The following is a 25648-nucleotide window of genomic DNA, read 5'->3' as shown; positions in this document are numbered from 1 at the left end:
ATATGGAAATAAAAGGAAGATTCGACCACTTCAATATCAATGTAACCAATCTCGAGAAGAGTATAGAGTTTTACAATCAGGCACTTGGCCTTAAAGAAATAAGACGAAAGGAAGCAAGTGACGGCTCTTTTATACTTGTCTACCTCGGTGACGGCGTATCATCTTTCTCCCTTGAACTCACATGGTTGAAAGATCACACAGAAGCCTATGAACTGGGCGAAAATGAAAGCCACCTGTGCATACGTGTCGAAGGGGATTACGACCAGATACGAGAGTTTCACCGCGGCAAAGGTTGGATTTGCTTCGAAAATCATAGCATGGGGCTTTACTTTATCAACGACCCTGACGATTACTGGATAGAAGTACTCCCTGTAAAGTAATGAACTAAAGGCCAATGCCTTCCCTTAGGAAATCAATCGAATCAAATATCTCTTCTTTATTAGCGGTCCGATTGATTTCTATTTTACCCACATCTGACAAAAACGTGAAATTGATTGTATCCGATTCGTTTTTCTTGTCATGCTTCATATACTGATAAAGTTTTTCATAATGTTCGCAATCAAAGTAGAAACCATCATAGTTTTGCCTGATAAAATGAACGGTCTTATATAGCTTATCTTTAGGAAAACCGCAGTGCTTTATTGATAAATACAACTCACAAATAATACCCCATGCCACAGCATAACCGTGCTGGACAGGCTTATTTATTTCATAAGAAAGGCTTTCAAAAGCATGACCGATAGTATGGCCGAGATTCAATGCTTTACGTATTCCCCTTTCATAAGGGTCTACCTCTACAATCCGTTCTTTCACCGCAACTGAATCGACAACCAGCTGTTTCAGCTTTTCATAATCGATCTCTTCGGTATCGAAAGACAAAGTAGCTTTCCATTCCTTATCGCTGTCTATCAGCCCATGCTTGATCATTTCGGCATAACCCGACATAAAGTTCTGATGATCGAGACTACGGAAAAACACCGAGTCTATCAGGACGGTTTCGGCAGGAGCAAAAGAGCCTATCTCGTTTTTCAGTCCGTTGAAATTGATTCCTGTCTTGCCTCCTACTGCCGCATCTACCGCTCCCAATAAGGTAGTAGGTATGTTAATGCATTTTATACCACGTTTGAATGTTGCAGCCGCAAATCCGCCTATATCGGTCAGCATGCCGCCACCCAAATTGATAAGTAAAGAGTGACGTGTAGCACCGTTCTCAGATAGATATTGCCAGATAGAAGACAACGATTCTATATTCTTATTGTTATCCCCCGCCTTGATAATTATCTTATCGGCTTTGGCAATCTGCTCATTTTCGGCTATGTATGGATAACATAGCTTATCCGTATTCTCATCGGTAAGGATGAAAAGTTTATCGAAACTCAACTGCCCGAGTATATCGGTAAGGTCTTTATTGATGTCGGTCGATTTTATTACTTTCTGCATTCGGCTCTTTTTCTTAAAAGGTAACAAAAGTAACAGGTTTTTTACCTGTTTTTCAAAAACTCAAGAATATGGCTGCATATTGTATCGCGTTGCGCAGGCGATCCCTTATCGTCCATATCTCCGTGCTTTATATCATTATAACGTATTATTTGTATTGAATATTTCTTCTGATCGGCTGCAGAAGGTAAAACTCCTTCATCCGCTTCGAAGTTACAACCCCTTAACGATAATAGTCGTGGTTTATCTGTCAATGGAACCGGCATCCTTCGGTGATCTAAAGAAATCGCTCTTTTTACGTATTCGGGATGCTGAGTAGCAAATAGCATAGACATATCGCCGCCATTGGAATGCCCTATCAGGCTTACATCTTCCCAGTCCAGATCGGGACGTATCTTTTTTATTTCATTGATAGTGAATAGAATATTATCAGCCCCGCGTTGCCAGTTAGGCATTCGGGTTTTATATAAATTACCTTCCATAGCCAGAAAATGATCATCGGCTAATTCGTGCTGGATACTTATTACATAATATCCCTCAGAAGACAATCTATCGGAAATATAAGAATAATCCAGATATGCATTGCCTCTGTTACGATCATAGCCATGGCTTACTATTACAATAGCAGGTTTAACAATATTATTCTTCGGCGGATATATAGCCAAAGGTATCAACCTTTCTCTTGAACGGTCATAAATATTGAAAATATACTTCGATTCCTTTTCTGTTTGTGACGACATCATACAAGCAGGAAATAAGATCAGAAATAGAAGGAATCGCAATTTATATATATCCATTATTATTCGATTGATTTAATAGACTGTTCGCAAATATCACTTTACATTTATTAACCATATATTGTTAAAAGGTAACAAAAGTAACGTTTTTTGCACTATTTCTACAGTTGTTACTTTTCTTACGCAACTAATTGCATTACTATACTATAGATAAAGAAACCGAGCTTTTTTACTTAAAATATGAACCTTCTTCAAATTTATATCCGCGAAGCAGTTCATCAATTTTCATAGCCTTTTTTCCGGGAAGCTGTATTTCAGTGATACTTATATAGCCATCGGTACAAGCCACATGTAGAGATGATTTATTATCGGTCATTATCTTACCTGCTGTATACTGATTATCAGCCGATATTTTTTCCGATGCATATATTTTCACAGACACAGGTTCTTTGCCTTCTATTTGCAATTCTGTCCAGGCCGTCGGATAAGGTGACAGACCACGAATAAAATTATATATATCCGTTACAGTATTACTCCAGTCGATGCGGCATGTTTCTTTAAATATTTTAGGAGCGGTCTTAAGGTCTTTTTCATCTATATATAACTGTTCCTGAGCAACTGCATTTACTTTATCTTCAAGTATCAGATCAACTGTCTTTTTCACCAAGTCTGCACCTGTATGCATTAACGTGTCATGCACAATACCCGCATTATCAGTTTCTTCTATTGAAATTCTCTCACTGAGTATGATCTTTCCTGTATCTATTTCATGTGTAAGGAAAAAAGTAGTAACGCCTGTTTCCTTTTCACCGTTTATTATAGCCCAATTGATAGGTGCGGCGCCACGATATTGAGGCAATAAAGAGCCGTGCAGATTGAATGTTCCCATACGTGGCATATCCCAGACCGCTTCAGGAAGCATACGGAAAGCAACCACAATCTGAAGGTCTGCATTCCATGCTTTAAGGTCTTTAAGAAAACATTCATCCTTTAATTTTTCGGGTTGCAAAAGAGGCAAGTTATGCTCCAATGCATATTTTTTCACTGCCGAATACTGGATTTTATGCCCCCTTCCTGCTGGCTTGTCGGGCATGGTAACCACACCTACTATATTGTATCCGTTTTCAAAGAGTCCTCTAAGGCTTTCCACAGCAAAATCAGGAGTTCCCATGAAAACGATTCTAAACTCATTTTTATTCATCAGTATGTATTTTCTTTGTCACAAAAGTAATTAAAAAACGAATCTCCCGCAAAGACACAGAACTACAAAGTTTTCTTCGGTTCTTATGTCTTTGCGGGAGATTGTATATCCAGTTTCTTTCTCAGTTTATCCTTTATGGCCTATTCTTCTTGTCTCCATTGAAAGGTTCCTTTTTGAAAAAAAGTATGCGGATAAGCCACAGAATAAAAAAAGTGATACATATGATAGCGATCGTTGCTCCCGAACGCAATACCATCCCTAATGAAATAGGCTGAATATCCCAGAGTGCCAGTACTGTAAGAGTAGCACCCGTAAGTATAATAACAGCCGATAATATACCGATAAATGCTTTCATATTCTTTTCGATTATTTTTTGGACTTAAGCAAAGATATAAAAGTATGAAAAAGATAATTCATATCTTCTCATAATTTTGATTAAAAACGGAAAATCAGATTAAAATATCTACTAGTCTTCAGCAAAGTTATCCACAAGTACTTCCCTGTATACATCCAATATATTCGATTTGGATATAAAACCGAGATAAATATCGTTCTCGTCTACCACGGGCAGATTCCATGCTTTAGTTTCATCAAACAATTTCATAATCCTTTCCATTGTCATACCTACCACAATAACGGCAGGCGGAGAAGTCATAAAACGTGAAATTTTAAAGCGGTTGTATAATTCGGGACGGAACATGATGTTCCTTATATTATCGATCAGCACAATACCCATAAAACGTTTTCTGTCATCCGTTACAGGGAAAACATTACGCGAAGAACTGGATATCACTTTGACCATCTCTCCCAATGTCATTTCGGGATGTACAGTCTGGAAATTAGTTTCTATCAGGCTGTTTATATTCATTAGTGTAAGTACAGCCTTATCTTTATGATGTGTAAGCAATTCTCCTTTTTTTGCCAGACGCATCGAATAAATACTATGTGGTTCGAATACCTTCATAAAGGCATAAGAACAGATAGATACGATCATCAAAGGCAATAACAACTCATAGCCTCCTGTTAATTCTGCAATAAGGAAAGTTCCCGTCAGAGGTGCATGCATCACTCCCGCCATAACTCCGGCCATCCCCATCAGTGCGAAGTTCTCCTCAGGCAATAACGGCAGATATTCACTGAATTCGGAATTATTGGCGGCATATGCAAAGACAAATCCGGCTATTGCTCCCAGAAACAAAGACGGTGCAAATATCCCTCCTGTTCCTCCGGCACCATTGGTCGAACTGGATGCAAATACTTTCATCAACAATACTCCGGTGAGAAAAATAATTATAGTCCAGCGATAATCTTTAAACTGAAAAAAGACACTGTTATCAAGCAATGCGGAATAATCTTTGGAACCGTCTATCAATGCATTAATGGTGTCATAGCCTTCACCGTACAAAGGAGGTAAAAGGAATATCAGAATACTAAGTATTGTTGCACCCAATGCGTATTTTTTCCAGTATGTAAGTTTACGGAAGATATCTTCTATCCAGTTCATAGTCCGGGTAAAATACAGGGAAACTATACCACAGAAAATCCCCAAAAGGATTACCATCGGGATACGTTCCAAAACAAAAATATCGGTATGCGCATAACTGAACATTGCCGTGGTACCCATTGTCAGGTATGATATGGTAGCTGCCGTTACCGATGTTACCAGTAAAGGTAACACAGTAAAGGTAGTAAGATCGAGCATCAGTACTTCCACTACAAATACCAGCCCTGCAATTGGAGCCTTAAAGATACCCGCAATGGCTCCGGCTGCACCGCAACCTATAAGAAGCATCAGATAACGTTGCTCTACTTTAAATAATCGGCCAAGATTTGACCCGATAGCCGATCCGGTAAGTACAATCGGTGCCTCGGCTCCGACCGATCCCCCAAATCCGATAGTAATAGAACTGGCTATGATAGAGGTATATACGTTATGGAGCTTTATAAAGCTTTTTCGTTGCGATATGGCATATAATATTTTTGTTACCCCGTGTCCGATATCGTCTCTGACAACATATCTGACAAATAATCCAGCAATAAGGATACCCAATGCCGGATATATCAGATACATATAATTGGCTCCTTCTGTCAGGAAACTGGAGGTAAGGACATGCTGTATAAGATGTATCAAAGATTTAAGAAGATATGCAGCCAATGCTGTGAATATCCCGATGAGGAAACTCACAAACAGCACCATTTGCTTTTCCTTTACATTCTTTGTTTTCCAAACAAGAAAATTATTATATAGCTTGTTAAAATCCATTCCACTCGTAATTGCATCGCAAAAGTATAAAAAATTGGCTAGACAATTAAATAAAACAGCAATGATGATGTTAAAAAGAAAAAGTTATTATTTAAACACCTGTAAATGACTTGATTTTTGTTTTTTATGACCGGATTTTATCCGGCTTTGGCATTACCACAGATTAAATTTGTAACTAAATCTAAGCAAACCATGAAACAACAATCTTCCATTATCCCTAAGAAACGTATCAATAGCATAGATGCGCTGAGAGGACTCGCACTTATCGGTATTTTAATATGGCACTGTATAGAACATTTTGATCTTGTACACACACCTGTTCTGGATTCTCCTTTCTGGCAGTCTGTCGATGACGGGGTACATACAGTCGCCCGGTTCATTTTTCAGGGAAAAGCCTATGCTATTTTTTCCTTATTGTTCGGACTGAGTTTCTTTATCCAAATGGATTCTCAGGCTGATAAAGGCTACGACTTCAGGCTGCGTTTTCTCTGGCGCCTTTTCATATTACTTATATTGGGATACCTGAACGGATTAATATATATGGGTGAATTTTTCGTGATATACGCAACCGTAGGGGTTATACTTATCCCGTTATATAAAGTTCCTACCAAATGGCTTATTGGCTTAGGCGCTATCTTATTTCTGCAGGTACCTCAGATCATGGAATTCGTTTCCCTGCTGAATAATAATGTGCCTAACGAACCCAACAAGCTGAATATTGAGATGAGCGACCTGTTCAGCCAAGCTGCCAATGTTTTCATAAACGGCTCATTTTGGGATGTACTATCTTTCAATACAGTGAAGGGGCAAACGGCAAAACTACTTTGGTTTATCAACGAATACCGTTACCTGCAACTTGCCGGGCTCTTCATCTTCGGCATGCTTATCGGACGAAGCGGGATTCACAAAAGCGAAGAAAAAATGGTGAAATACAGTAAAAAGGTGATGCCTTATGCTTTCGCATGGTTTGCTGTATTTTATGCTATCGTTTTGCTTCTACCTATGTTTGGTGTGAAAGATTTTGCACTCGAAGTAGGTATCGGGCTATTCCAGACATATGCCAATTTAGGAATGTTGCTGGTATATGTCAGCGGATTTACTTTGCTTTATTACAAATCCAAATCGGGTAGAAAAGTAATGGATAAGATTGCTCCTGTAGGGCGGATGAGTGTAACAAATTATATGGCGCAGTCTTTTATCGGAATATTCCTGTTTTATGGCTTCGGATTGAATATGGCAGTAGAATGCAGTTACCTGCAAATAGTAATTGTAGCATTGTTTGTATGCGCATTTCAAATATTTTACAGCAACTGGTGGATAAAACGTTTCTACTATGGCCCTATGGAATGGATATGGAGAATGCTGACATGGCTAAAGCCTGTACCGCTGCGCAGGAAAGAGTAATAATATAAAAAAGAGGTGTTGAATTCTCAACACCTCTTTTTTATTTATATACTAAGATCTCTTCTTATTGCTTTACATATTCTACAATCCAATCCCCGACTTGCGATGTAGAATGCATTTTTCCGCCTTTCAAGGCAATATCTTCTGTAACAACACCCGCATCCATCGATGCAGCCACAGCCTGACGGATTAGTGCACCTTCTTTATGTAAGTCGAAAGCATATTCAAACATCAGAGCAGCTGAAATAATCGTAGCTAAAGGATTAGCAATATTCTTTCCTGCCGCCTGTGGATATGAACCATGTATAGGTTCGAACACAGATGTATGAATACCGATAGAAGCTGAGGGAAGCATACCAAGTGAACCTGTAATAACAGAAGCCTCATCGGTAAGTATATCGCCGAAGAGATTTTCAGTAACTAATACATCGAAGCGTTTTGGCCACTGGATAATCTGCATGGCTGCATTATCCACAAACATATATTCGGTTTCAACATCCGGATACTGTCCTTCTATCTCCTGTGCTATCTGACGCCATAGGCGTGAAGTACAAAGCACATTTGCTTTGTCTACCACAGTGACTTTTTTGCGGCGCATACGGGCGTATTTATAGGCAAGATGTAATATCCGCTCCACTTCTTCACGTGTATATACACATGTATCATAGGCTGTATCCCCGTCTTCGCTACGCCCCTGCGGACGACCGAAGTAAAGTCCGCCTGTGAGTTCACGGATACACATAAAGTCTGCCCCGTCTACCAGATCGGAACGAAGAGGCGATTTATGTACCAATGACGGAAATGTTGTTACCGGACGAATATTCGCATACAGTCCCAGTTTTTTACGCATAGCCAGCAATCCCTGTTCAGGACGCACTTTAGCCGAAGGATCGTTATCATATTTAGGGTCGCCGATAGCTCCGAACAATACGGCATCGGATGCCATACACAACTCATGAGTACCGTCAGGATAAGGATTTCCTACCTGATCGATAGCAGAGGCTCCGACCAAACCATATTCGTAGGTAAGTTCATGCCCGAATTTTTCACAAACGGCTTCCGTTACCCTCAAAGCCTGCCCTATAATTTCCGGGCCGATCCCGTCACCGGGTAGTACTGCGATGTTTAGTTTCATATATTGTTTTTTGGTTACAAGTTACGAGTTACTTAGCCTTTTGGCAGTTAAAAGTTTTTTAGTATACAAGTACTAAGTATGTTAATTTACCAGAGATTTAAATCTTCCATTGTCGCATTATATAATTAGCTTATTAGCTTACATTTCCTCTATCATGTTAAGCATTTTTTCCGTTGCTTTTACAGCCGCTTCCGTCTGGTCGGCATCGAGTCCTCTGGTCTTAAAGCTTTTGCCGTTGAATTCCCAGGTAATAACGGTCTGTACCAAAGCATCGGTACGACCACCCGGTGGGATATATACGGCATAGTTAGTCAGTGTCGGAACAGGTTTATTCAAGCGGTTATATATCTTATACAACGCTTTCGAAAATGCATGGTACTGTCCGTCTCCCGGTGCTGTCCATTCATGTTCCTGCCCGTCTATCTCTATCTTAACGGTTGCCGTAGGGCGCAAACCTTTAGTAAGTACAAATGCAAAGGAAAGAATTTTTATCCGTTTTTCCTTCTCATTATTCTTTAATACGTCCGAAATAATATATGGGAGGTCCTCCTGTGTTATTATTTCTTTTTTGTCGCCAAGTTCAATAACCCTGTTGGTCACTTTCATCATATCCTCTTCTTCGAGTTCTATGCCGAGCGCCTCGATATTTTTACGGATATTCGATTTACCTGAAAGTTTCCCTAGTGCATACTCACGTATCCGGCCGAAACGTTCAGGAAACAAGTCATTGAAATAAAGATTATTTTTATTGTCGCCGTCAGCATGTATGCCTGCACATTGCGTAAAGACATTATCGCCTACAATCGGCTGATTTGCAGCAATAGTAATGCCCGAATAACTTTCCACCACACGGCTGACCTTATTAAGTTTATCTTCCTTGATAGATGTTTCCAGTTTAAGCTGATCATGGAATACTGCTATCACGCTCGAGAGAGAAGCATTACCCGCACGCTCCCCCAATCCGTTCATCGTTACATGCACACCTTTTACCCCCACTTCGGCAGCAACCATAGTATTAGCCACAGCGAGGTCGTAGTCGTTATGCGCATGAAAATCGAAATGCAGATCCGGATAGCGGTTTATCATCCTCCGGCAACAACGCCAGACACTATGCGGATTAAGAATTCCTAAAGTATCGGGAAGCATAAAGCGTTTGATAGGCAGGTCTTTCAGTCCGTCCATCATATAGTAAACATAATCTTCGGAATTGATAATCCCGTTCGACCAGTCCTCAAGATAGAGATTGACATCGATACCCATCTTTTGAGCCATTTCCACTTCGTATCTGATATCTTCAAGATGCTGCTCCGGAGTCTTTCTCAACTGCTCGGTCACATGCTTATAGGAACCTTTGGTCAGAAGATTAATAACCTTACATCCAGCGTCTTTTATCCATTGAAGAGAAGCCCCCTTATCAATAAATCCGAGTATCTCAATTTTATTTATATGTCCCGTTGCTTTTGCCCACGATGCTATTTTTCGTACAGTATCGAATTCACCGTTCGAGACGCGCGCAGAAGCAATCTCGATACGGTTGACACCGAGATCTACCAAAAGAAGATGTGCTATACTCATTTTCTCCTGAGCCGAGAAAGACACCGTCGATGTCTGTTCACCGTCTCTCAGAGTAGTATCCATTATTTCTATCATCGTAAATTATTTATACTTTGTCAAAAGCGGTTTGTATAAATTCGTTTATCTTAGTAATAAAATTCTCTAAATTAAATGTAACAGGTCCATTCTCACCACCATGTTCAGCACCTTCAACTATCCATTTATCCTTTTTTACATCACCGGGTAAAAGATTGTATATATTCTCAGTCATGTATAAGGGGGTCCTGTCGTCCTTGTCTCCTACAATAAGGAAGGTCGGTTTGTGAAATTCCGGTGCGATGTAGACCGGCATCTGTCGGGTCGGAAAATCTTTTGCTACTATCACTTCTTTCTCTTTATCTGTTTGTGCTCCCCAAACGATAGGCATTAACTCTTCGAAACTGGAAGGAGTAGCTATCCCAATATAAGCACTAACCAAAGGATTATTGTAAGCAGTTATCATCGAGAGGTAACTTCCCGTAGACCATCCCATGACTATTATCTTAGAGGCATCTACGACTTGTTCTTTTGCAACGGTATTTACTACAGCATCATAGTCCCAAAGCATTTCTGTGTAAGACATATAATCGGTATTCATCGGCCAGTCTGAACTTTCTCCAAAATCCCGCCAGTCGAACGTTACCACATTTATACCCCGGCTTGTCATTTCCTGAGCAATGTGCAGTTGTACCCATGACATATTACCTGCATCACTATTACTGATAATTAGAGTCGGACGTTTTGTGTGGTCTAATGTCTTATATTCTTTCTTTTTATTTTCATTCCATGCTTTTTCATAAGCTTCTTCCGATAATTCAGGCTGAGCAGGGAAAAACCATGTTTTGATCTTCAGGTTATCTTTCGTCGTAACATCGAGATCTTTATATATCAAACCTAATTTTTCAGGGTAAAAGCGATATTTCTTTTCCGGCCTGATCGCATATAAAGATGAGAGTGAGATGCATACCGATGTCATTAGTAATAATATTCTTCTGATCTTCATGATTATATCTTTTTTATTTACAATACACAAAATCTGATAAATGTTGAATAATAAAGAATTATAAACAAGGTCTATTTTAATAAAGATCAAATTTATAGTGTATGCTCATTTTCATACTCCTCTGTCATATCTTTTTTAGACAATAGGTAATCTATATCGTCCAATCCTTTCATCAAACATTCCTTTTTATAAGGATTGATATCAAAAGTTTCCGATTTACCTGTTGCATTGTTAGTGATCGTTTGCTTCTCCAGATCGATAGTCAGTGTAGCTTTCGAATCAGCTGTTACACTGGTAAATATTTCAGACAGGAACTCCGGAGAAACAACCACTGGCAGCACCCCGTTGTTCAACGAGTTATTTCTGAAGATATCGGCAAAAAAGCTGGATACTACTGTCCGGAAACCATATCCGGCTACCGCCCATGCTGCATGTTCACGGCTGGATCCGCTGCCGAAGTTCTTTCCTGCAACCAATATCTGACCGCTATATGTAGGATCATTGAGTACAAAATCAGCTTTCGGGCTACCGTCTTTGTTGTAACGCCAGTCGGCAAAAAGATTGTTTCCGAAGCCTTCTTTATCTGTCGCTTTCAGGAAGCGTGCAGGGATTATCTGGTCTGTATCCACGTTTTCGATTGGTAGTGGAACGTATGTGGATGTAAGTGTTTGAAATTTTTCCATAGAAATCAATTTGTAAATTAGCGAATTAGCATATTAGCAAATGGCTTTAAATATCAGCCCCTTGATTTTGCCGTTCCGATAATTTTATTAATAATTTTTTGTATGACTTTAACATCTTCTAGTAATTGAGGATTAAAAGGATAATTCTCGGAACTTTTGCAAAGCAACAGCCAATACTCTGTTTCATCAGCTTCTTTAGCTGCAATTTTTAATTTATGAATAAAGTCTATTTTACTTTCTCCATTTTGTGCTTCGCGAACATTTGCTCCGATAGAAGTACCGCTTTTTAATATCTGGTTAGCAATAATAAATTTCTTATTTTGTTCTAAGTTTTCAACAAAAACAATGATGTCTAAAGCAAACTTAAAAGACAAATCTACTATTGCATTACCTGTTTCCCTCGTCATGTATTTTCAAATTTCCGAATTTGCTAATTTACTAATTAAAATAACGGGGATCCGTAATTTTTCCAGTTACCGCAGCAGCAGCAGCGACCAAAGGCCCTGCAAGAATAGTACGTGCACCCGGACCCTGACGGCCCTCAAAGTTTCGGTTTGATGTGGAAACGGCATATTTACCAGCCGGAACCTTATCATCATTCATTGCAAGACAAGCAGAACATCCCGGCTGACGTAGCTGGAAACCTGCATCGGTAAGTATTTTATCCAAACCTTCTGTCTTTATCTGATCGGCAACCATATGGCTGCCCGGAACAAGCCATGCTATGACATTATCTGCTTTCTTCTTTCCTTTCACGAAGTTGGCAAATGCACGGAAATCTTCGATACGACCGTTTGTGCAACTGCCAAGAAATACGTAATCGATAGCTTTACCTTCGACCTTTTCACCCGGAGCAAATCCCATATAATCCATAGATTTCTGGAACGATATACGTCCGGCCTCATCGATTTGTTCCAGTGTTGGTATCGTGCCGTCGATAGACATACCCATACCCGGATTAGTCCCGTAAGTAATCATCGGTTTGATATCAGCAGCATCGAAAACCAATTCTTTATCAAATTTAGCACCTTCATCTGTCTTCAATGTTTTCCAATATGCCAGGGCTTTATCCCAAGCTTCGCCTTTCGGTGCAAATTCGCGTCCTTTCACATATGCGAACGTAGTTTCGTCCGGAGCAACAAGTCCTCCGCGCGCACCCATTTCTATACTCAGGTTACAAAGAGTCATGCGCTCTTCCATCGACATATTGCGGATAGCTTCACCCGCATATTCTACGAAATATCCTGTAGCGCCCCCAGTAGTGAGCTTCGAAATCATGTACAATGCTAAATCTTTTGCAGTAACACCTTCACCCAGATTTCCGTTAAAAGTGATGCGCATAGTCTTAGGGCGTGTTTGCAAGATACATTGTGTAGCAAGCACCATTTCTACTTCGCTGGTTCCTATACCGAATGCAATTGCTCCGAATGCGCCATGCGTCGATGTATGGCTGTCACCGCAAACAATTGTCATCCCCGGCTGTGTAAATCCGTTTTCAGGCCCTATGATATGAACAACTCCGTTCTTCTGATGTCCTAACGGATAGAACAAGCTGATACCGAAATCGTTTGCATTCTTAGATAATGTATCAAGCTGATTTTTGGAAATCGGATCCTTTACAGGCTTATCCTGATCCATTGTCGGCGTATTGTGGTCCGCTGTGATTGTTGTTTTCTCAGGACGAAACACCTTCAACCCCCTTGCCCGCAATCCGTTAAAAGCCTGAGGGCTTGTTACCTCATGGCAGAAGTGACGGTCTATGTACAGCTGTGTAGGACCGTTTTCTACAGAAGATACGACATGCGCATCCCAGATTTTGTCGAATAAAGTTTTCATACTTATTTAAAATTCTATTTTTGTTGATCTAATTTTTTAATTAATTTCCTACCCAGATTCTGACCGGGCATTTCTATAAGTCTATATGTAATATTGGATAATAAAAAACTCACCGCAAACAGGCATATGTAGCCAAAGATAAAAAACAAATAAGCTGTGGTTTTATCTTTGATATATGGTTCTACCCATCTAAAACAGCCGAACATATTAAACACTGTCATCATAGCAAAATGTACGAGATAAAGGCTAAAACTTACTTTACCTATCTTTGCCAATATCTTATTAGAGAATAATTTATATGCTTTTTGAGAAAGAATTATCAGTAATAGGAAGAATACAATGCTATAAAGAAAGTCATATGAAATAGCTGTATAACAATAAACAAAGATAGTTACAGCCAAAAAAGACAGTGAAGAAAGTTTTACGTTCATTATTTCCTCCTTAACACTCACCAACCGATATGCTAATATACCCAGTGAAAATACGGGTAGTTGTGCCACAATATAATATCCCAAGAAGTTATTTATATCTGCGCCGGTTCCCTTTAGCAAAAGATTAAACACTGTAGATATTAATAACGAAATCAACGTAAAAGATATAACTTGATTTATTGTTTTCAGCCTGGCAAATAATAAGGGGAATAATGCGTAAAAAGTAAACTCTACAGTTATTGACCATCCCCCGGGAACATAGTGATGGATATATTCGGGAAAGAATCCGTTAACAAACAACACATTCAGTATAAGTTCTTTCTTGGGTACATTTGACCAATCTATATTTGCAAAATCAAATCCGACAAAATAAGCGAATGTAAAATATACTATGGCTAAATAATACATGGGCGCTATACGAAAAAACCGGCGTATGAAAAAATTCCTGTTTGCATGATCCTCATATTGTCGTCTCTGATGAGACATCATCAATGTAAATGCGCTTACAATGAAGAATAAACTGACGCCTAAGTGACCATTTGCCATGAACTGAAACGCTGTAGTAGAGAAATAAGATATTGATGAAGTAAAACCCTCAATATACTGGACGTGTACCAACACAACCAATAATATGGCTATGCCCCTTAGACTATCAATATATTCGTATTTCTTGACTTCCATGAATACGCCAATCCTATTTTACAAATTTATTTACAGCGTTTATAAAAGCTTCTGCCGAAGCAGCAACTATATCTGTGTTAGCTGAGAAACCATAGTAGTTTACACCTTCATGTTCTACCTGCATATGCACTTTCCCTATATCGTCGCTACCTCTGTTGATAGCCTGAATAAGAAATTCTTCGATTACTGTCTGTCGGCGGATGATTTGTTTTATCGCCTGTATAGCGGCATCTACAGGACCATTACCTGAAGCCGAGGCTTCGAACTTTTCGCCTGCGATATCTAAGCCTACATTTGCCACATTACGTACACCTAAACCGGATATAACCTGTAGGTAGTCCAGTTTGATACGACGCATTTTATCAGTTTCCTTACCAGCAAGAATAAGGATATCCTCGTCGGTAATATCTTTCTTACGGTCGGCCAGTTCCAGGAAACGTTGATACATTTCCGCCAACTGATCGTCACCGACTTCTATTCCCAACAAATTTAATCTATTTTTTAATGCCGCGCGTCCACTACGTGCAGTGAGTACTATTGCGTTATCATCTATACCTACATCTTTAGGGTCGATGATCTCATATGTAGAAAGGTGTTTCAATACGCCATCCTGATGTATGCCCGATGAGTGGGCAAAAGCATTCCTCCCGACAATAGCCTTATTCGGTTGCACAGGCATATTCATCAGGCTGGAAATCATGCGGCTTACTGGATATATCCTCTGCGTATTTATATTTGTTTCTATATTCAGTTCCTTGTGGCTTCGGATAGCCATAACCACTTCTTCCAAAGATGTATTCCCGGCACGCTCGCCTATCCCGTTTATGGTCACTTCTACCTGACGCGCCCCGTTGAGCACTCCCATAATAGAGTTAGCCGTAGCCATACCCAAATCCTGATGACAGTGTGTGGAAAGAATAGCATTCTTCATATCCACATTATCTATCAGATATTTGATCTTTGCCCCATATTCCGTAGGCAGGCAGTATCCTGTGGTATCGGGAATATTAACGACGGTAGCTCCTGCATTTACAACAGCCTGCACTACCCTTGCCAGATATTCATTATCTGTACGTCCGGCATCTTCGGCATAAAACTCGACATCTTCTACAAAGCGTTTTGCATATTTCACACATGCCGCCGCACGTTCGAGAATTTCTTCCTGTGTAGAATTAAACTTATACTTTATATGAAACTCCGATGTACCGATACCGGTATGTATACGCTTGTTCTTTGCATATTTAAGCGCTTCTGCCGCTACTTCAATATCTTTTTCCACGGCACGTGTCAATGCACATATGGTAGGCCAGGTCACGGCTTTGGATATTTCGACAACAGAGTTGAAATCTCCGGGACTCGATATCGGAAAACCAGCTTCTATTACATCTACACCGAGGGTTTCGAGGGCTCTGGCTACTTCGATTTTCTCGATAGTGTTCAACTGGCAACCCGGAACCTGCTCTCCGTCTCTCAATGTGGTGTCAAAAATAAATAACCTGTCCATAACTTTTAATTGAATTATAAAATCATTAGTGTATATTATACAAAAAGCCTTTCTCATCTTCTGGAGTGAGAAAGGCTCATGTTTATTTTATTTTATATATTACATAGCAATGCTCACCCTAAATTTCTCCAGAGGATAATGAGTGAACTAAGAATAATATTACTATGCATTGACATAAGTTTCATTTTATGATTGACAAAGTTATTTCATTTTTTTGTAATAGCAAATAAAAAGATTGATTTTTTGACTTTTTGTGACATTTATTCATTTTAGTTTATATCGTATAGATAATGTATATTTGTATCGTTTTTTCAAAGTCGCAGCTATCAGTTTATATATGAAAGAAAACGATTCCGAATTTAAAATAGCTATAATTATTCCGGCCTACAAATCCGAATTTCTGTCATTCACATTAGATTCGCTATCTAATCAGACAGACAAAAATTTCAGGGTTTACATCGGCGATGATAATAGCCCTGCTAATCTATATGAAATAGTCAGCCGGTATGAGGACAATCTGAAAATCTTTTATAAGCGATATAAAAAAAACATGGGAGGAAAAGACCTCGTCGCTCATTGGAACAGATGCCTCGAAATGATACAGGATGAGGCATGGTTCATCATGTTCTCTGATGATGACCTGATGGATCCGGATTGTATAAAGTTATTAAGGGAAGAAATACAAAAGAGCGATAACGATGTCTTTCATTTCAATCTGAAAATTATAGATACCGAAGGAAATATTACAAATACGCCTCCCCAATACCCCGGGAATTTATCATCAATCGATTTCTTTAAGCAATTGTACTCATACAAGATAGATGCACGAATGCCGGAATTTGTATTCCGGCTGTCACATTTCAGAAAGACAGGAGGATTCATACCTTTCAATCTGGCAATGTGCTCCGATAATGCCACAGTAATGAATTGTGCATATGAAAAAGGAATCAGGACAATAGAAAATGCCTATGTGCAATGGCGGTATAGTGGAAAGAATGTTTCGTCATCTACCGATTCTGTTCCCGTAAATGAAAAGATGTTCAAAGCACTGATTGATTTTTTTAACTGGACTATCCGGTTTTGTAAGCGATACAATATAAAATACCCTTTCACTTTCAGGCAAAGAATGGCTTTCCTTCTCGAACAAAGAGAAATTAAAGCACAGATAATAGATATAGAAAAGTCATGGCAGATATTTTTCAATTCGGACGGCGCTAAGCGATACCGTTTATTTTTGCCTTATATCAATATGAGAAAAAGAAGAATATGTCATAAATTAAGGCGTTAAAGCATAATAAAGAATCAATTATAATGATGAAAACCGCATTTAAAGATTATTTGAAAAAACATAATTATACCAGCTTCGATCTCAAGGCCGTACTCTTCGATATGGACGGTGTCCTCTACGATTCCATGAAATGGCATGCCAAATCTTGGAAAGAAACAATGGATGAATTCGGTATACCGAGCACTCCCGAAGAGTTTTATCTATATGAAGGAATGATAGGTAACAGCACTATCAATCACCTTATGAAGAGGGAAAAAGGACGTGACGCAACACCCGAAGAAAAGGAAACAATATACAAACGAAAGACCGAGCTCTTTACCGAATACAACGACGGCAGCCTTATACCATTCGCATACGATTTTGTAAAGAAAGTGCACGATGAAGGATTTACCTGCGTGTTAGTCACCGGATCAGGACAACCCACACTGATAAACAAACTCGAACATAATTTCCCGGGACTGTTTGCCAAAGACAAAATGGTAACAGCCTTCGATGTAAAACATGGGAAACCGCATCCCGAACCATATTTCATGGGTCTGGAAAAAGGAGGAAATCTGAGACCCAATCAGGCAGTAGTGATAGAAAATGCACCGCGCGGCGTGGAAGCTGCTGTAGCAGCAGGTATATTTACTATTGCCGTTAATACAGGCCCTATGGATGATAAAGTATTGCAGGATGCAGGGGCGAATATAGTGCTTCCATCGATGGCAGCACTGTATGAAAACTGGGATAGCTTCACTCAGGATATGAACGAATCGTATTGATTATATTTAACTTAAAGAGGCACTAGAAACCAGAACAATATATCCGTTGCGACGTTAAAATAGTATTATAATTAATACTTCACTATTATGCTAGACGGAATTATGGACCTGATAAAAGGTCAGGCTCGAAGAGCCATAACAAATAATGCAGATATACCCGCCGAAAAACAAGAGGCGGCAGTGGAAACGACTGCAACTACAATAGTAGACGGACTCAAGGAACATTTCACTCCCGATAATTTATCGAATGTATTAGGATTATTTGGTGGAGGCAGTTCAAATATCGGAAACCCTATGGTTAGTTCTATCCAAAACTCAGTAGTATCTGCATTGAGCAAGAAAGTCGGACTAAATCCGGCTGTAGCCAATAGCATTGCATCTGCAGTAATACCTGCGTTGATGGTTGCACTCTCTAAGAAATCGAACGATCCGAATGATTCTTTCAGCTTCGAATCTCTGGTACAATCTTTTACGGGCAAAAAAGAAGGCGGAATATTGGGCTCTTTAGGAAGCCTGTTTGGAAAATAAAAATATAGATAACATGTTAAGATGCCTCAGAAATTTATAAATATTCTGAGGCATCTTCATATTCCATCAATAGTGTATTTCAGTTCCAACCGATTGTCTTCTATAAAGATAGTAAGCAGATATAAATTTTCCGACAACTTATCTATTGCTGTCTGCTTTTCAATAATCTTTCGATTTATATTATGCTTCAATAAAAATGTCTTATCCTGCCCAATCCGATACAATAATTGCTTCCTTAATTTCTTATCCAATGTATCTTCCCAAAAGCCTTGCGGCCTACGAGTAAAATTGCCGTAATAATCGGCCCGCAAGGTATGAAACAAATCAATCCCTTTTGAGATTAAAAATTCGTGCAGATAACGGAATAAGTCTTCGAGTTGGTATCCCCGGTGAGGATATTGCCGATTTTTATAATACTGACCTACTTCATCGAACAGTTCAAAATACCGATCTTTATAATACGTTCCGGTCAGCCTATCCATTGTTTGTTTAAATCGCCCGCTGTTCCAGAATTTCTCCAGAGCATGTTCGGCTTCATGTATTCTGTCTAGTTCTTCAGCCGATATATCAGCATTATATTCTATTTCATATGGAGCTTCTTCAGTATACCTATAGCCATACATCACAGCATTTTTTCTTAAATTAGTTCCACGAAGCATTTTCAGAAAACCCAATTGCACTTCTTTAGCTCCCAATCGAAATACATCGTTAAAGGATTTTATAAATCTTTCTAACGTCTCAAATGGCAAACCGGCTATCAGATCGAGATGCAAATCAATCTTACCGCCATCCATTATTTTCTTCACATTGGCCGCTATAAGCGGAAAATCCTGCTTGCGCTTTACGGCAATATTTGTCGGCTCATAGGTAGACTGTATACCGATCTCGAAACGGAAATAATTTTCTGGTAAATGTTGATTCAGATAATCGATAGTTTCGTCTTTCAATAAGTCGGCATATACTTCAAACTGGCAGCTAAGCCCCAGCCGATAATTCCTTATAAGAAAGTCAAAAACTTTATATGTATGATCCTTATTAAGATTAAATGTGCGATCAAGAAACTTGATTTGCTTAACCCCGTATTCAATTACATGCCTGAGATTATTGAATATAAATTCTTCCGGAAAATACCGTACTCCTTTTTCCAGTGATGATAAACAATACTGGCATTGATAGGGACATCCTCGTGATGTTTCGAAATAGAGCAGCCTGTTTTTCATGCTTTCCCTATCCTCTTCCAATGTATAAGGAGAAGGTAACTCTGCCAGTTTGTTAAGGTCTGCCTGCACTATCATCCTGCTTATCTGTTTGCGGGAAGATACGCCACTGATATCGACAGATAAATTATTCTCTATCGCGTTCAGTAATTCACCCAGTACAAACTCACCTTCGCCACCTATGATATAATCGACCGGCCAGTTATGTAAAAAATATTCAGGCTCATACATCACTTCCGGCCCTCCGAGGATGATAATCATCTCCGGTCTTTTTTCTTTCAGTTGTATAACTAGTTCCTTAAGCTGATTAACGTTCCATATATAAACACTAATGCCTATTATATCACTTCCGGTTAATAACAGTTCGTCTGCAATCTTCCTTATATCCTCTTTTATTGTGTATTCCTTAAATGATATATCGAACCGCTCTCTATTGGCAACATAGAGCCAGCGCAAAGCGAGCGAAGTATGAATATATTTAGCATTAAGTGTTGTCAGGATCGTTTTCATGGGGCAAAGGTAGTAATTATTTAGGCTTGGACACGCGGACTATTATTGCGCCCGATAAAGAAAAAATCGAAATATTTTTCAAAAAAAACGAAATAATTCAATTTAAATAACAAACTATCTTTGTATTTAATTATCGACTAGAAAGAACCGATCGATAGCCGGAGACAAAAATATTATAGTTATGAGACCTTACATACTTACAATATCAGCTTTTCTGATGCTGTCCGCATCGCTTTCCGCCCAAGTAACTGTAGGATCGAATCATCCCCCCGAAGAAGCAGCTATACTGGATATGAAAAGTCTGAAAGTAGAAGATTCAAACCCGTTAGCTCCTACAACCGATAAAGACGGTGGCGGACTATTAATACCGCGCGTCCAGCTTAGCAGTAAAACAGATTTGTATTTCACCGATAATAGTATTCCCGAAGAGATGATCAGGAAACTTCGGTATACAGGGCTGGTGGTTTACAATATAGGACCCACAAGCGACAAATTAGGTGCCGGGGTATGTGTATGGGACGGAAGCCAATGGAAAGAATTCACTGCAGCTCTACCACAAGCACAAGAGGCATGGTCATTGACCGGAAACAGCGGCACGAATGCCCTTACCAATTATATCGGGACACAGGAAAATACAGCCTTATCAATCAGGACAAATAAACTGGACAGAATATATATTACCGGTACAGGAAATGTAGGTATAGGAACCAAATCTCCATTGGCTACCCTGCATGTAAACGGAAATATGATATTGACTAGGGCCGATATATTGTCCAATAACCCAAAGGTTCTGGTTATAAATGATGAAGGGCAAGTGGGTACGGCTGCCTCGATACCCGCAAAGCTTATGTTTGCCGAAAGCGCTACCGAGCAAAGAATGACTCAGGCAAACAGGACTGCACTGGATAATGGTAATGAAGTTATAGTTACATGGGCAAGCGGAGATATCTCTACTAATAATCTGATGACTATCAATTCGGACAATACTTTTACATTCAGAGAGAATGCGTTGTGCGAAATAAGCGGATATATAATCTACCAACCGTATGCTACTCCCCCGACTTCTTTTTACACCGCCTTTCAGAATTCAGGCGCTGCACTAAACGTTATCATACAATATAGAAAGGGAGGAGGGGCTTGGACTGACTTTACTGCAGCGCGTGTCATATGGGTAGGCGGAGCAGTAAAAGATGTAGCGAAAACCGTTAATGTACCTCCGGGAATCGACTCATTCAATGCCGGCGACCAGATAAGGATGATAATCAAACGTCCGGCAGCTACTTTTGGCTTATACCATCATACAGCGGGCCTTGGCGGAATATTTGCAAACACTACATCCAAAGTTAAAGGGTTGAAAATTATAGCCATGTAAAAAGATATGATTATGAAAACCTCTATATTTTCACTCTTGCTTTTTTGTGTGTTATCACTATCTGTTTCCGCACAGATAACAATCGGTTCGGACACCGATCCTCAAGACGCTACGCTACTCGATATAAAGACTAATGAAGTTGAATATTTCGACCCGCAGTCTGCCACTACCGATAAAGAAGGAGGAGGTATATTATTACCCCGCCTTGCATTAACCGGTAAAAATAATTTTCCTTTTATAGTGGGTAATACGAGTGGCGATATTATAAAGAAATTGCGTCATAAAGGATTATTAGTCTACAATTTGAATAAATCGATAGCAGATCTTAAAGCAGGAGTATGTGTATGGGACGGAACCGAATGGAAAAATATTTCCCATATGGAATTACCGACAGCACCACTATGGCTGCTTGGCGGTAATGCCGGAACAAACCCTACTACTAATTATCTCGGAACGCAGGAAAACACCCCTTTATCATTTAGGACAAACATGTCAGACAGGCTCTATATTACCGGTACAGGGCTGGTAGGTATTGGAAGTAAATCTCCCCTTACTACACTTCATATAGCCGGAGATATGAGAATCGGTGTGACTCCGATTATAAACAGGGCGGAAGTACTCGGTGTAGATGCTGGCTCTAAAGTTGGTAAAGTACAACTACCGGTCATTCAGGCGAAATATGTATATGCACAAAGCAATGCTTATCAATGGCCTAACAAAACAAGCCTTAATAATGGAGATAATATTGTCATCACATGGGGAAGCAGCGAGATAAAAATTAATACAGTAGACGGCAAACAGTTGATGACATTCAATCCGTCAGGCAATACATTTACATTCAAAGAAAAAGCTTTATGTGAATTCAACGGATTTGTAAACTATGTTCCGTTTGGTCCCACAAACCAGTTTGAAGGCGACCGGAATAAAAATGTTGTAGCTCTTGAAGTTGCTATACAACAACAGGTAGGTTCAAGCTGGGTTGATTTAACAAAAGGAATCGGTGTTTGGGAATGGAGTTCCGTCCGGAATATCTGTGAATCCGTGCTTACTCCTTACTCTGTAAAAGAATTTAATGCAGGCGATGTAATACGTATGGTTATAAGACGTCCGTCAGCCACTTTCGGGTTACCGCATAATGACCCTGCAACTATTGTAGACCCTCCTGATCCCATTACAGGCAAAAGTGCAGAGGCATACATAAACAAGCCTACAGGCTCCAACTTTTCGAAAGGACTAAAAGTCAGACAGATATTAGATAGATAATTAATTATAAAAAAATATTCAAAACAAATCATTACATTTACGATGTAATAAGCCCTGTTTTAATATTATGCCCATATATTTATCTTTTAAGATTCTCAGTATATATCTATATTAATATAAGAAAAATAGAGTTTATCCTTTAACGAAAGATATTCTAATTATTCTAAATTCTACAACTATGGATAATAACGAGATCAGCTTGCAGATCGATATTTTCATTAATTATTACAAGGAATATAATTTACCTCATATTGATAAAAAGTTTATTCTTTTTGATAACCCACATAATTCGGAGAGTTATCATATGAAATATATAAATAAAGATGGTTTGCTGATAAGTTTTATCAAGGAAGGAGGAATCGAGATACAGATAAATTATCAAAAATATTATGTTAAGGCTCCGGCCATTGTTTCTATTTCTCAGAATGCGGCATTCGAATATTACAGGGAATCAGAAGATGCAAAAATTAATTCGATCTACATATCTTCGAGTTATATCAATAGTTTTTATTTCCTTCCCAATATTGAATTTCTATGGCAGGCCGCTCTCAATCCGGTTTTAATGATTTCAGATCATAAGATGTACTACATCCAGTCATACATACGGCATCTGCGGGAATTATATAAACTAAAGGATTCTCCTCTCCATGCCTTGATAATAAATACCATGTTGTATGTACTAATTACTGAAATAATATCCGGTTATTCTTCGCAATTTTCTTTAAAAGAATCAAAAAGCGAAGAGCATAAAGAGAATATAACATTCCGGTTTACCCAGCTTTTGACCCATATCCGCCCTGTGCAAAGAGGTGTAGCATTTTATGCCGAAAAACTAAATATATCTTCGTACTATTTATCCGTTTCTGTGAAAAATGTAACAGGTCATCCGGCTATCGAGTGGATAAACAATACTATAATAATGGAAGCAAAAAAGATGCTACGTTTTACCGATTTCCCAATTCATCAGATTTCGGAAGAACTCGGCTTTCAGTCCCCTGCTTATTTTGCATCTTTTTTCAAAAAAAAGGAAGGGTTAACTCCGTTATCTTATCGAAAAAGACAGGCAGAATTAATAATTCTTCCTCAGATTTCTGGTACTGATGATACCGGGTATAAAATAAAAGCCGATACTGAATCCTAAGTACCGGCTTTCTAATATTTTTGTTTCTTTATCCTACTTCTACAACTAAGAACTTAGTAAGGCTCCAGAATCTCTTAAAATCCGAAATCTTCACAACCATTTTACCACTGGCATCTTTCTCCAATGTATAGCTGTCTTTCGGATGATCAGACAATATCTTAGCTTTCTTGTCATATACAGGAATATTCTGAGTATCACGAATATCTATTTTGATAAACTTGCTCTTTTCGATACCTTCGTTTAATATTTTGTTAGATGCAAGAAATCCACCTGTAACAACTTTAGCTTCCTTCAGTTCTTTAGATGTGCCGAACATGTAATATGCCGTGTTCAGTTCTTTATCCTGCTCTTTGATTTTAGAAGCCTGCTCCGCAGTCTGTGCAGCCAGATTATCAACATTGTCTGTCAGCGCCTTTACATCGGTCTCCAAAGAAGCTATCTGAGCATCGCGTGTAGCAAGGGACTTTTGTAATTCGCTAATAGTAGTAGCTCTTTCTGTCAACTCATTATTCAATCGTTCGATAGTAGACTTCAATCCCGACATCTGTCCTGAATTGTTTTTCAGGCGATCGTTCAGTTTATCGATATCAGCTTTATTCTTCTTCAGAATTTCGTTAATCATTTCAAAGTTGTCTTTCACACGCGTTTTAACGTCGTTAGACATTTCTCCTTTAGTTTTCGACTGGAGAGCCAAATATTTTTCAGCTTCCCTTATTTGCCTGAAATTTTCCTCTACATCATTTATAAGGCTGTTCATCTCTGTCAGTTCTGCATTTCCCTGAGAACTTACCTGCATCAATGAATCTCTTTCGGCCTGCAGGGCCTTATATTCATCCGAATTTTTCACATTACATGAAGCCAGTGCTAATAAGCAGAAGCATCCCACAAATAATTTTTTCATATACAAATATTTAACTTGTTAGTTTTATTATCTATTTATCAATTTATTCATTTTTACCAGATAGGATTATAACAAATTCCCCTCTCGGTTCGTTCATCGAAAAATGAGATATTAGTTCTTTAAGCGTTCCTCGGCGGGTTTCCTCATATACTTTCGATATTTCGCGGCAGGTAGCTGCATACCTTTCCTCTCCCATATATTCGGATAGTTGTGTTAATGTTTTCAATACTCTGTGTGGCGATTCATAAAAAACAATAGTACGGGTTTCTTCTGCCAATGCCTTAAGGCGCGTCATGCGACCTTTTTTCTGTGGCAGAAATCCTTCGAAACAAAATCTGTCACACGGGATACCCGATGATACCAGTGCAGGCACAAAAGCAGTTGCTCCCGGCAGGCACTCTACATTTATTCCGGCTTTAACACATTCGCGTACGACAAGAAATCCCGGGTCGGATATCCCCGGAGTACCGGCATCCGACACCAAAGCTATATTTTCTCCGGCATTCAGTCTGTCTACAATATGTGAGACGGCTTTATGTTCGTTAAATTTATGATAAGACTGCATCTTATTCTGTATATCGAAATGCTTCAGAAGGATACCTGTAGTCCGTGTATCTTCTGCAAGGATAAGTTGCGCTTCTTTCAGTAGTCGTACGGCCCTGAACGTCATATCCTCTAAATTGCCAACAGGCGTGGGTATGATATATAACTTTCCCATTTCCTTTCTTTACTATACCAATATACGCGTTGCAAATA

At 39.1% G+C, this 25648-nt stretch carries 24 protein-coding genes; 8 read left to right on the top strand and 16 right to left on the bottom strand.

From position 1 onward, the window contains the following. Positions 1-2: 2 nt before the first annotated feature. Positions 3-380, top strand: coding sequence for a VOC family protein (locus K348_RS0115050; RefSeq protein WP_029906156.1), 378 nt, complete (start codon positions 3-5; stop codon positions 378-380). A 4-nt stretch (positions 381-384) separates the two neighbouring features. Here the strand turns inward: K348_RS0115050 and aroB are convergent, their stop codons facing one another. The 5 genes from aroB to K348_RS0115025 all read right to left on the bottom strand — a co-directional run bounded on the left by aroB (position 385) and on the right by K348_RS0115025 (position 5638). Beyond that, on the bottom strand, positions 385-1440 hold the full coding sequence (gene aroB, locus K348_RS0115045) for a 3-dehydroquinate synthase (RefSeq protein ID WP_029906154.1): 1056 nt from the start codon (positions 1438-1440) through the stop codon (positions 385-387). 41 nt (positions 1441-1481) lie between these two features. Next, positions 1482-2234 (bottom strand): S9 family peptidase, encoded by a 753-nt coding sequence (locus tag K348_RS0115040; RefSeq protein ID WP_029906151.1) that lies wholly within the window; start codon positions 2232-2234, stop codon positions 1482-1484. A gap of 169 nt (positions 2235-2403) precedes the next feature. After that, entirely contained in the window at positions 2404-3375 is a 972-nt protein-coding gene (gene fmt / locus K348_RS0115035; RefSeq protein WP_029906148.1) for a methionyl-tRNA formyltransferase, read from the bottom strand. Positions 3376-3508: 133 nt separating this feature from the next. Next, positions 3509-3730, bottom strand: a complete 222-nt coding sequence (locus K348_RS0115030) for a hypothetical protein (protein ID WP_029906146.1) — start codon at positions 3728-3730, stop codon at positions 3509-3511. Between the two features lie 111 nt (positions 3731-3841). Further along, positions 3842-5638: a chloride channel protein gene (locus K348_RS0115025; protein WP_029906145.1), complete on the bottom strand. Its 1797-nt coding sequence runs from the start codon at positions 5636-5638 to the stop codon at positions 3842-3844. Between the two features lie 192 nt (positions 5639-5830). Here K348_RS0115025 and K348_RS0115020 point away from each other — a divergent pair, with 192 nt between their 5' ends. Next, complete coding sequence (locus tag K348_RS0115020) at positions 5831-7042, top strand: DUF418 domain-containing protein (protein ID WP_029906143.1); 1212 nt, start codon at positions 5831-5833, stop codon at positions 7040-7042. A gap of 64 nt (positions 7043-7106) precedes the next feature. Here the strand turns inward: K348_RS0115020 and leuB are convergent, their stop codons facing one another. The 8 genes from leuB to K348_RS0114980 all read right to left on the bottom strand — a co-directional run bounded on the left by leuB (position 7107) and on the right by K348_RS0114980 (position 15908). Continuing rightward, positions 7107-8177 (bottom strand): 3-isopropylmalate dehydrogenase, encoded by a 1071-nt coding sequence (gene leuB / locus K348_RS0115015; protein WP_029906141.1) that lies wholly within the window; start codon positions 8175-8177, stop codon positions 7107-7109. A 138-nt stretch (positions 8178-8315) separates the two neighbouring features. Continuing rightward, positions 8316-9827: an alpha-isopropylmalate synthase regulatory domain-containing protein gene (locus tag K348_RS0115010; RefSeq protein WP_029906139.1), complete on the bottom strand. Its 1512-nt coding sequence runs from the start codon at positions 9825-9827 to the stop codon at positions 8316-8318. A 10-nt stretch (positions 9828-9837) separates the two neighbouring features. Continuing rightward, a complete protein-coding gene (locus K348_RS0115005; RefSeq protein ID WP_029906137.1) occupies positions 9838-10773 on the bottom strand; it encodes a S9 family peptidase in 936 nt (311 codons plus the stop codon). Positions 10774-10865: 92 nt separating this feature from the next. Then, the gene (gene leuD, locus K348_RS0115000) at positions 10866-11456 is read right to left on the bottom strand and encodes a 3-isopropylmalate dehydratase small subunit (protein WP_029906135.1); all 591 of its coding nucleotides are present in this window, start codon (positions 11454-11456) and stop codon (positions 10866-10868) included. A gap of 53 nt (positions 11457-11509) precedes the next feature. Continuing rightward, positions 11510-11863, bottom strand: coding sequence for a four helix bundle protein (locus K348_RS0114995; protein ID WP_029906133.1), 354 nt, complete (start codon positions 11861-11863; stop codon positions 11510-11512). 31 nt (positions 11864-11894) lie between these two features. Continuing rightward, positions 11895-13292, bottom strand: coding sequence for a 3-isopropylmalate dehydratase large subunit (gene leuC / locus K348_RS0114990; protein WP_029906131.1), 1398 nt, complete (start codon positions 13290-13292; stop codon positions 11895-11897). A gap of 14 nt (positions 13293-13306) precedes the next feature. Beyond that, entirely contained in the window at positions 13307-14404 is a 1098-nt protein-coding gene (locus K348_RS0114985) for an acyltransferase (protein ID WP_029906129.1), read from the bottom strand. A 13-nt stretch (positions 14405-14417) separates the two neighbouring features. After that, entirely contained in the window at positions 14418-15908 is a 1491-nt protein-coding gene (locus tag K348_RS0114980) for a 2-isopropylmalate synthase (protein WP_029906127.1), read from the bottom strand. A 337-nt stretch (positions 15909-16245) separates the two neighbouring features. Between K348_RS0114980 and K348_RS0114975 the strand changes: the two genes are divergently transcribed. The 3 genes from K348_RS0114975 to K348_RS0114965 all read left to right on the top strand — a co-directional run bounded on the left by K348_RS0114975 (position 16246) and on the right by K348_RS0114965 (position 18488). Beyond that, positions 16246-17196, top strand: coding sequence for a glycosyltransferase family 2 protein (locus tag K348_RS0114975; protein WP_051697909.1), 951 nt, complete (start codon positions 16246-16248; stop codon positions 17194-17196). A gap of 23 nt (positions 17197-17219) precedes the next feature. Further along, positions 17220-17960, top strand: a complete 741-nt coding sequence (locus tag K348_RS0114970) for an HAD family phosphatase (RefSeq protein WP_029906123.1) — start codon at positions 17220-17222, stop codon at positions 17958-17960. Between the two features lie 87 nt (positions 17961-18047). Then, positions 18048-18488 (top strand): DUF937 domain-containing protein, encoded by a 441-nt coding sequence (locus tag K348_RS0114965; RefSeq protein ID WP_029906121.1) that lies wholly within the window; start codon positions 18048-18050, stop codon positions 18486-18488. Positions 18489-18544: 56 nt separating this feature from the next. Here the strand turns inward: K348_RS0114965 and K348_RS0114960 are convergent, their stop codons facing one another. After that, a complete protein-coding gene (locus K348_RS0114960; protein WP_029906119.1) occupies positions 18545-20215 on the bottom strand; it encodes a B12-binding domain-containing radical SAM protein in 1671 nt (556 codons plus the stop codon). Between the two features lie 181 nt (positions 20216-20396). Between K348_RS0114960 and K348_RS0114955 the strand changes: the two genes are divergently transcribed. The 3 genes from K348_RS0114955 to K348_RS0114945 all read left to right on the top strand — a co-directional run bounded on the left by K348_RS0114955 (position 20397) and on the right by K348_RS0114945 (position 23991). Further along, positions 20397-21587 (top strand): hypothetical protein, encoded by a 1191-nt coding sequence (locus K348_RS0114955; RefSeq protein WP_156032901.1) that lies wholly within the window; start codon positions 20397-20399, stop codon positions 21585-21587. A gap of 12 nt (positions 21588-21599) precedes the next feature. Continuing rightward, complete coding sequence (locus K348_RS0114950; protein ID WP_029906116.1) at positions 21600-22850, top strand: hypothetical protein; 1251 nt, start codon at positions 21600-21602, stop codon at positions 22848-22850. 178 nt (positions 22851-23028) lie between these two features. After that, the gene (locus K348_RS0114945; protein ID WP_029906113.1) at positions 23029-23991 is read left to right on the top strand and encodes an AraC family transcriptional regulator; all 963 of its coding nucleotides are present in this window, start codon (positions 23029-23031) and stop codon (positions 23989-23991) included. Positions 23992-24019: 28 nt separating this feature from the next. Here K348_RS0114945 and K348_RS0114940 read toward each other — a convergent pair whose 3' ends face one another. Together K348_RS0114940 and rsmI are read right to left on the bottom strand one after the other, a co-directional pair. After that, positions 24020-24892: a hypothetical protein gene (locus K348_RS0114940; RefSeq protein WP_029906111.1), complete on the bottom strand. Its 873-nt coding sequence runs from the start codon at positions 24890-24892 to the stop codon at positions 24020-24022. Between the two features lie 43 nt (positions 24893-24935). Next, positions 24936-25610, bottom strand: a complete 675-nt coding sequence (rsmI, locus tag K348_RS0114935) for a 16S rRNA (cytidine(1402)-2'-O)-methyltransferase (RefSeq protein ID WP_029906109.1) — start codon at positions 25608-25610, stop codon at positions 24936-24938. Positions 25611-25648 lie beyond the last annotated feature (38 nt).

This window comes from Prevotella sp. 10(H) (assembly GCF_000711235.1).
In the GTDB taxonomy this organism is placed as follows: Bacteria; Bacteroidota; Bacteroidia; order Bacteroidales; family Dysgonomonadaceae; genus Dysgonomonas.
The sequence above is the reverse complement of the archived record's forward strand: the minus strand, read 5'-3'. Positions and strand labels throughout refer to the sequence as shown.

What these genes read in the sequence shown, in the direction of transcription:
- fmt (WP_029906148.1), bottom strand. Translation starts at nt 3,375, where the DNA reads ATGAATAAAAATGAGTTTAGAATCGTTTTCATGGGAACTCCTGATTTT.
- K348_RS0115020 (WP_029906143.1), top strand. Translation starts at nt 5,831, where the DNA reads ATGAAACAACAATCTTCCATTATCCCTAAGAAACGTATCAATAGCATA.
- rsmI (WP_029906109.1), bottom strand. Translation starts at nt 25,610, where the DNA reads ATGGGAAAGTTATATATCATACCCACGCCTGTTGGCAATTTAGAGGAT.
- K348_RS0115050 (WP_029906156.1), top strand. Translation starts at nt 3, where the DNA reads ATGGAAATAAAAGGAAGATTCGACCACTTCAATATCAATGTAACCAAT.
- K348_RS0114980 (WP_029906127.1), bottom strand. Translation starts at nt 15,908, where the DNA reads ATGGACAGGTTATTTATTTTTGACACCACATTGAGAGACGGAGAGCAG.
- K348_RS0114995 (WP_029906133.1), bottom strand. Translation starts at nt 11,863, where the DNA reads ATGACGAGGGAAACAGGTAATGCAATAGTAGATTTGTCTTTTAAGTTT.
- K348_RS0114940 (WP_029906111.1), bottom strand. Translation starts at nt 24,892, where the DNA reads ATGAAAAAATTATTTGTGGGATGCTTCTGCTTATTAGCACTGGCTTCA.
- aroB (WP_029906154.1), bottom strand. Translation starts at nt 1,440, where the DNA reads ATGCAGAAAGTAATAAAATCGACCGACATCAATAAAGACCTTACCGAT.
- K348_RS0114960 (WP_029906119.1), bottom strand. Translation starts at nt 20,215, where the DNA reads ATGAAAACGATCCTGACAACACTTAATGCTAAATATATTCATACTTCG.
- K348_RS0114970 (WP_029906123.1), top strand. Translation starts at nt 17,220, where the DNA reads ATGATGAAAACCGCATTTAAAGATTATTTGAAAAAACATAATTATACC.
- K348_RS0115010 (WP_029906139.1), bottom strand. Translation starts at nt 9,827, where the DNA reads ATGATAGAAATAATGGATACTACTCTGAGAGACGGTGAACAGACATCG.
- leuB (WP_029906141.1), bottom strand. Translation starts at nt 8,177, where the DNA reads ATGAAACTAAACATCGCAGTACTACCCGGTGACGGGATCGGCCCGGAA.
- K348_RS0115040 (WP_029906151.1), bottom strand. Translation starts at nt 2,234, where the DNA reads ATGGATATATATAAATTGCGATTCCTTCTATTTCTGATCTTATTTCCT.
- leuC (WP_029906131.1), bottom strand. Translation starts at nt 13,292, where the DNA reads ATGAAAACTTTATTCGACAAAATCTGGGATGCGCATGTCGTATCTTCT.
- leuD (WP_029906135.1), bottom strand. Translation starts at nt 11,456, where the DNA reads ATGGAAAAATTTCAAACACTTACATCCACATACGTTCCACTACCAATC.
- K348_RS0114985 (WP_029906129.1), bottom strand. Translation starts at nt 14,404, where the DNA reads ATGGAAGTCAAGAAATACGAATATATTGATAGTCTAAGGGGCATAGCC.
- K348_RS0114975 (WP_051697909.1), top strand. Translation starts at nt 16,246, where the DNA reads ATGAAAGAAAACGATTCCGAATTTAAAATAGCTATAATTATTCCGGCC.
- K348_RS0114950 (WP_029906116.1), top strand. Translation starts at nt 21,600, where the DNA reads ATGAAAACCTCTATATTTTCACTCTTGCTTTTTTGTGTGTTATCACTA.
- K348_RS0114945 (WP_029906113.1), top strand. Translation starts at nt 23,029, where the DNA reads ATGGATAATAACGAGATCAGCTTGCAGATCGATATTTTCATTAATTAT.
- K348_RS0115030 (WP_029906146.1), bottom strand. Translation starts at nt 3,730, where the DNA reads ATGAAAGCATTTATCGGTATATTATCGGCTGTTATTATACTTACGGGT.
- K348_RS0115025 (WP_029906145.1), bottom strand. Translation starts at nt 5,638, where the DNA reads ATGGATTTTAACAAGCTATATAATAATTTTCTTGTTTGGAAAACAAAG.
- K348_RS0114965 (WP_029906121.1), top strand. Translation starts at nt 18,048, where the DNA reads ATGCTAGACGGAATTATGGACCTGATAAAAGGTCAGGCTCGAAGAGCC.
- K348_RS0114955 (WP_156032901.1), top strand. Translation starts at nt 20,397, where the DNA reads ATGAGACCTTACATACTTACAATATCAGCTTTTCTGATGCTGTCCGCA.
- K348_RS0115005 (WP_029906137.1), bottom strand. Translation starts at nt 10,773, where the DNA reads ATGAAGATCAGAAGAATATTATTACTAATGACATCGGTATGCATCTCA.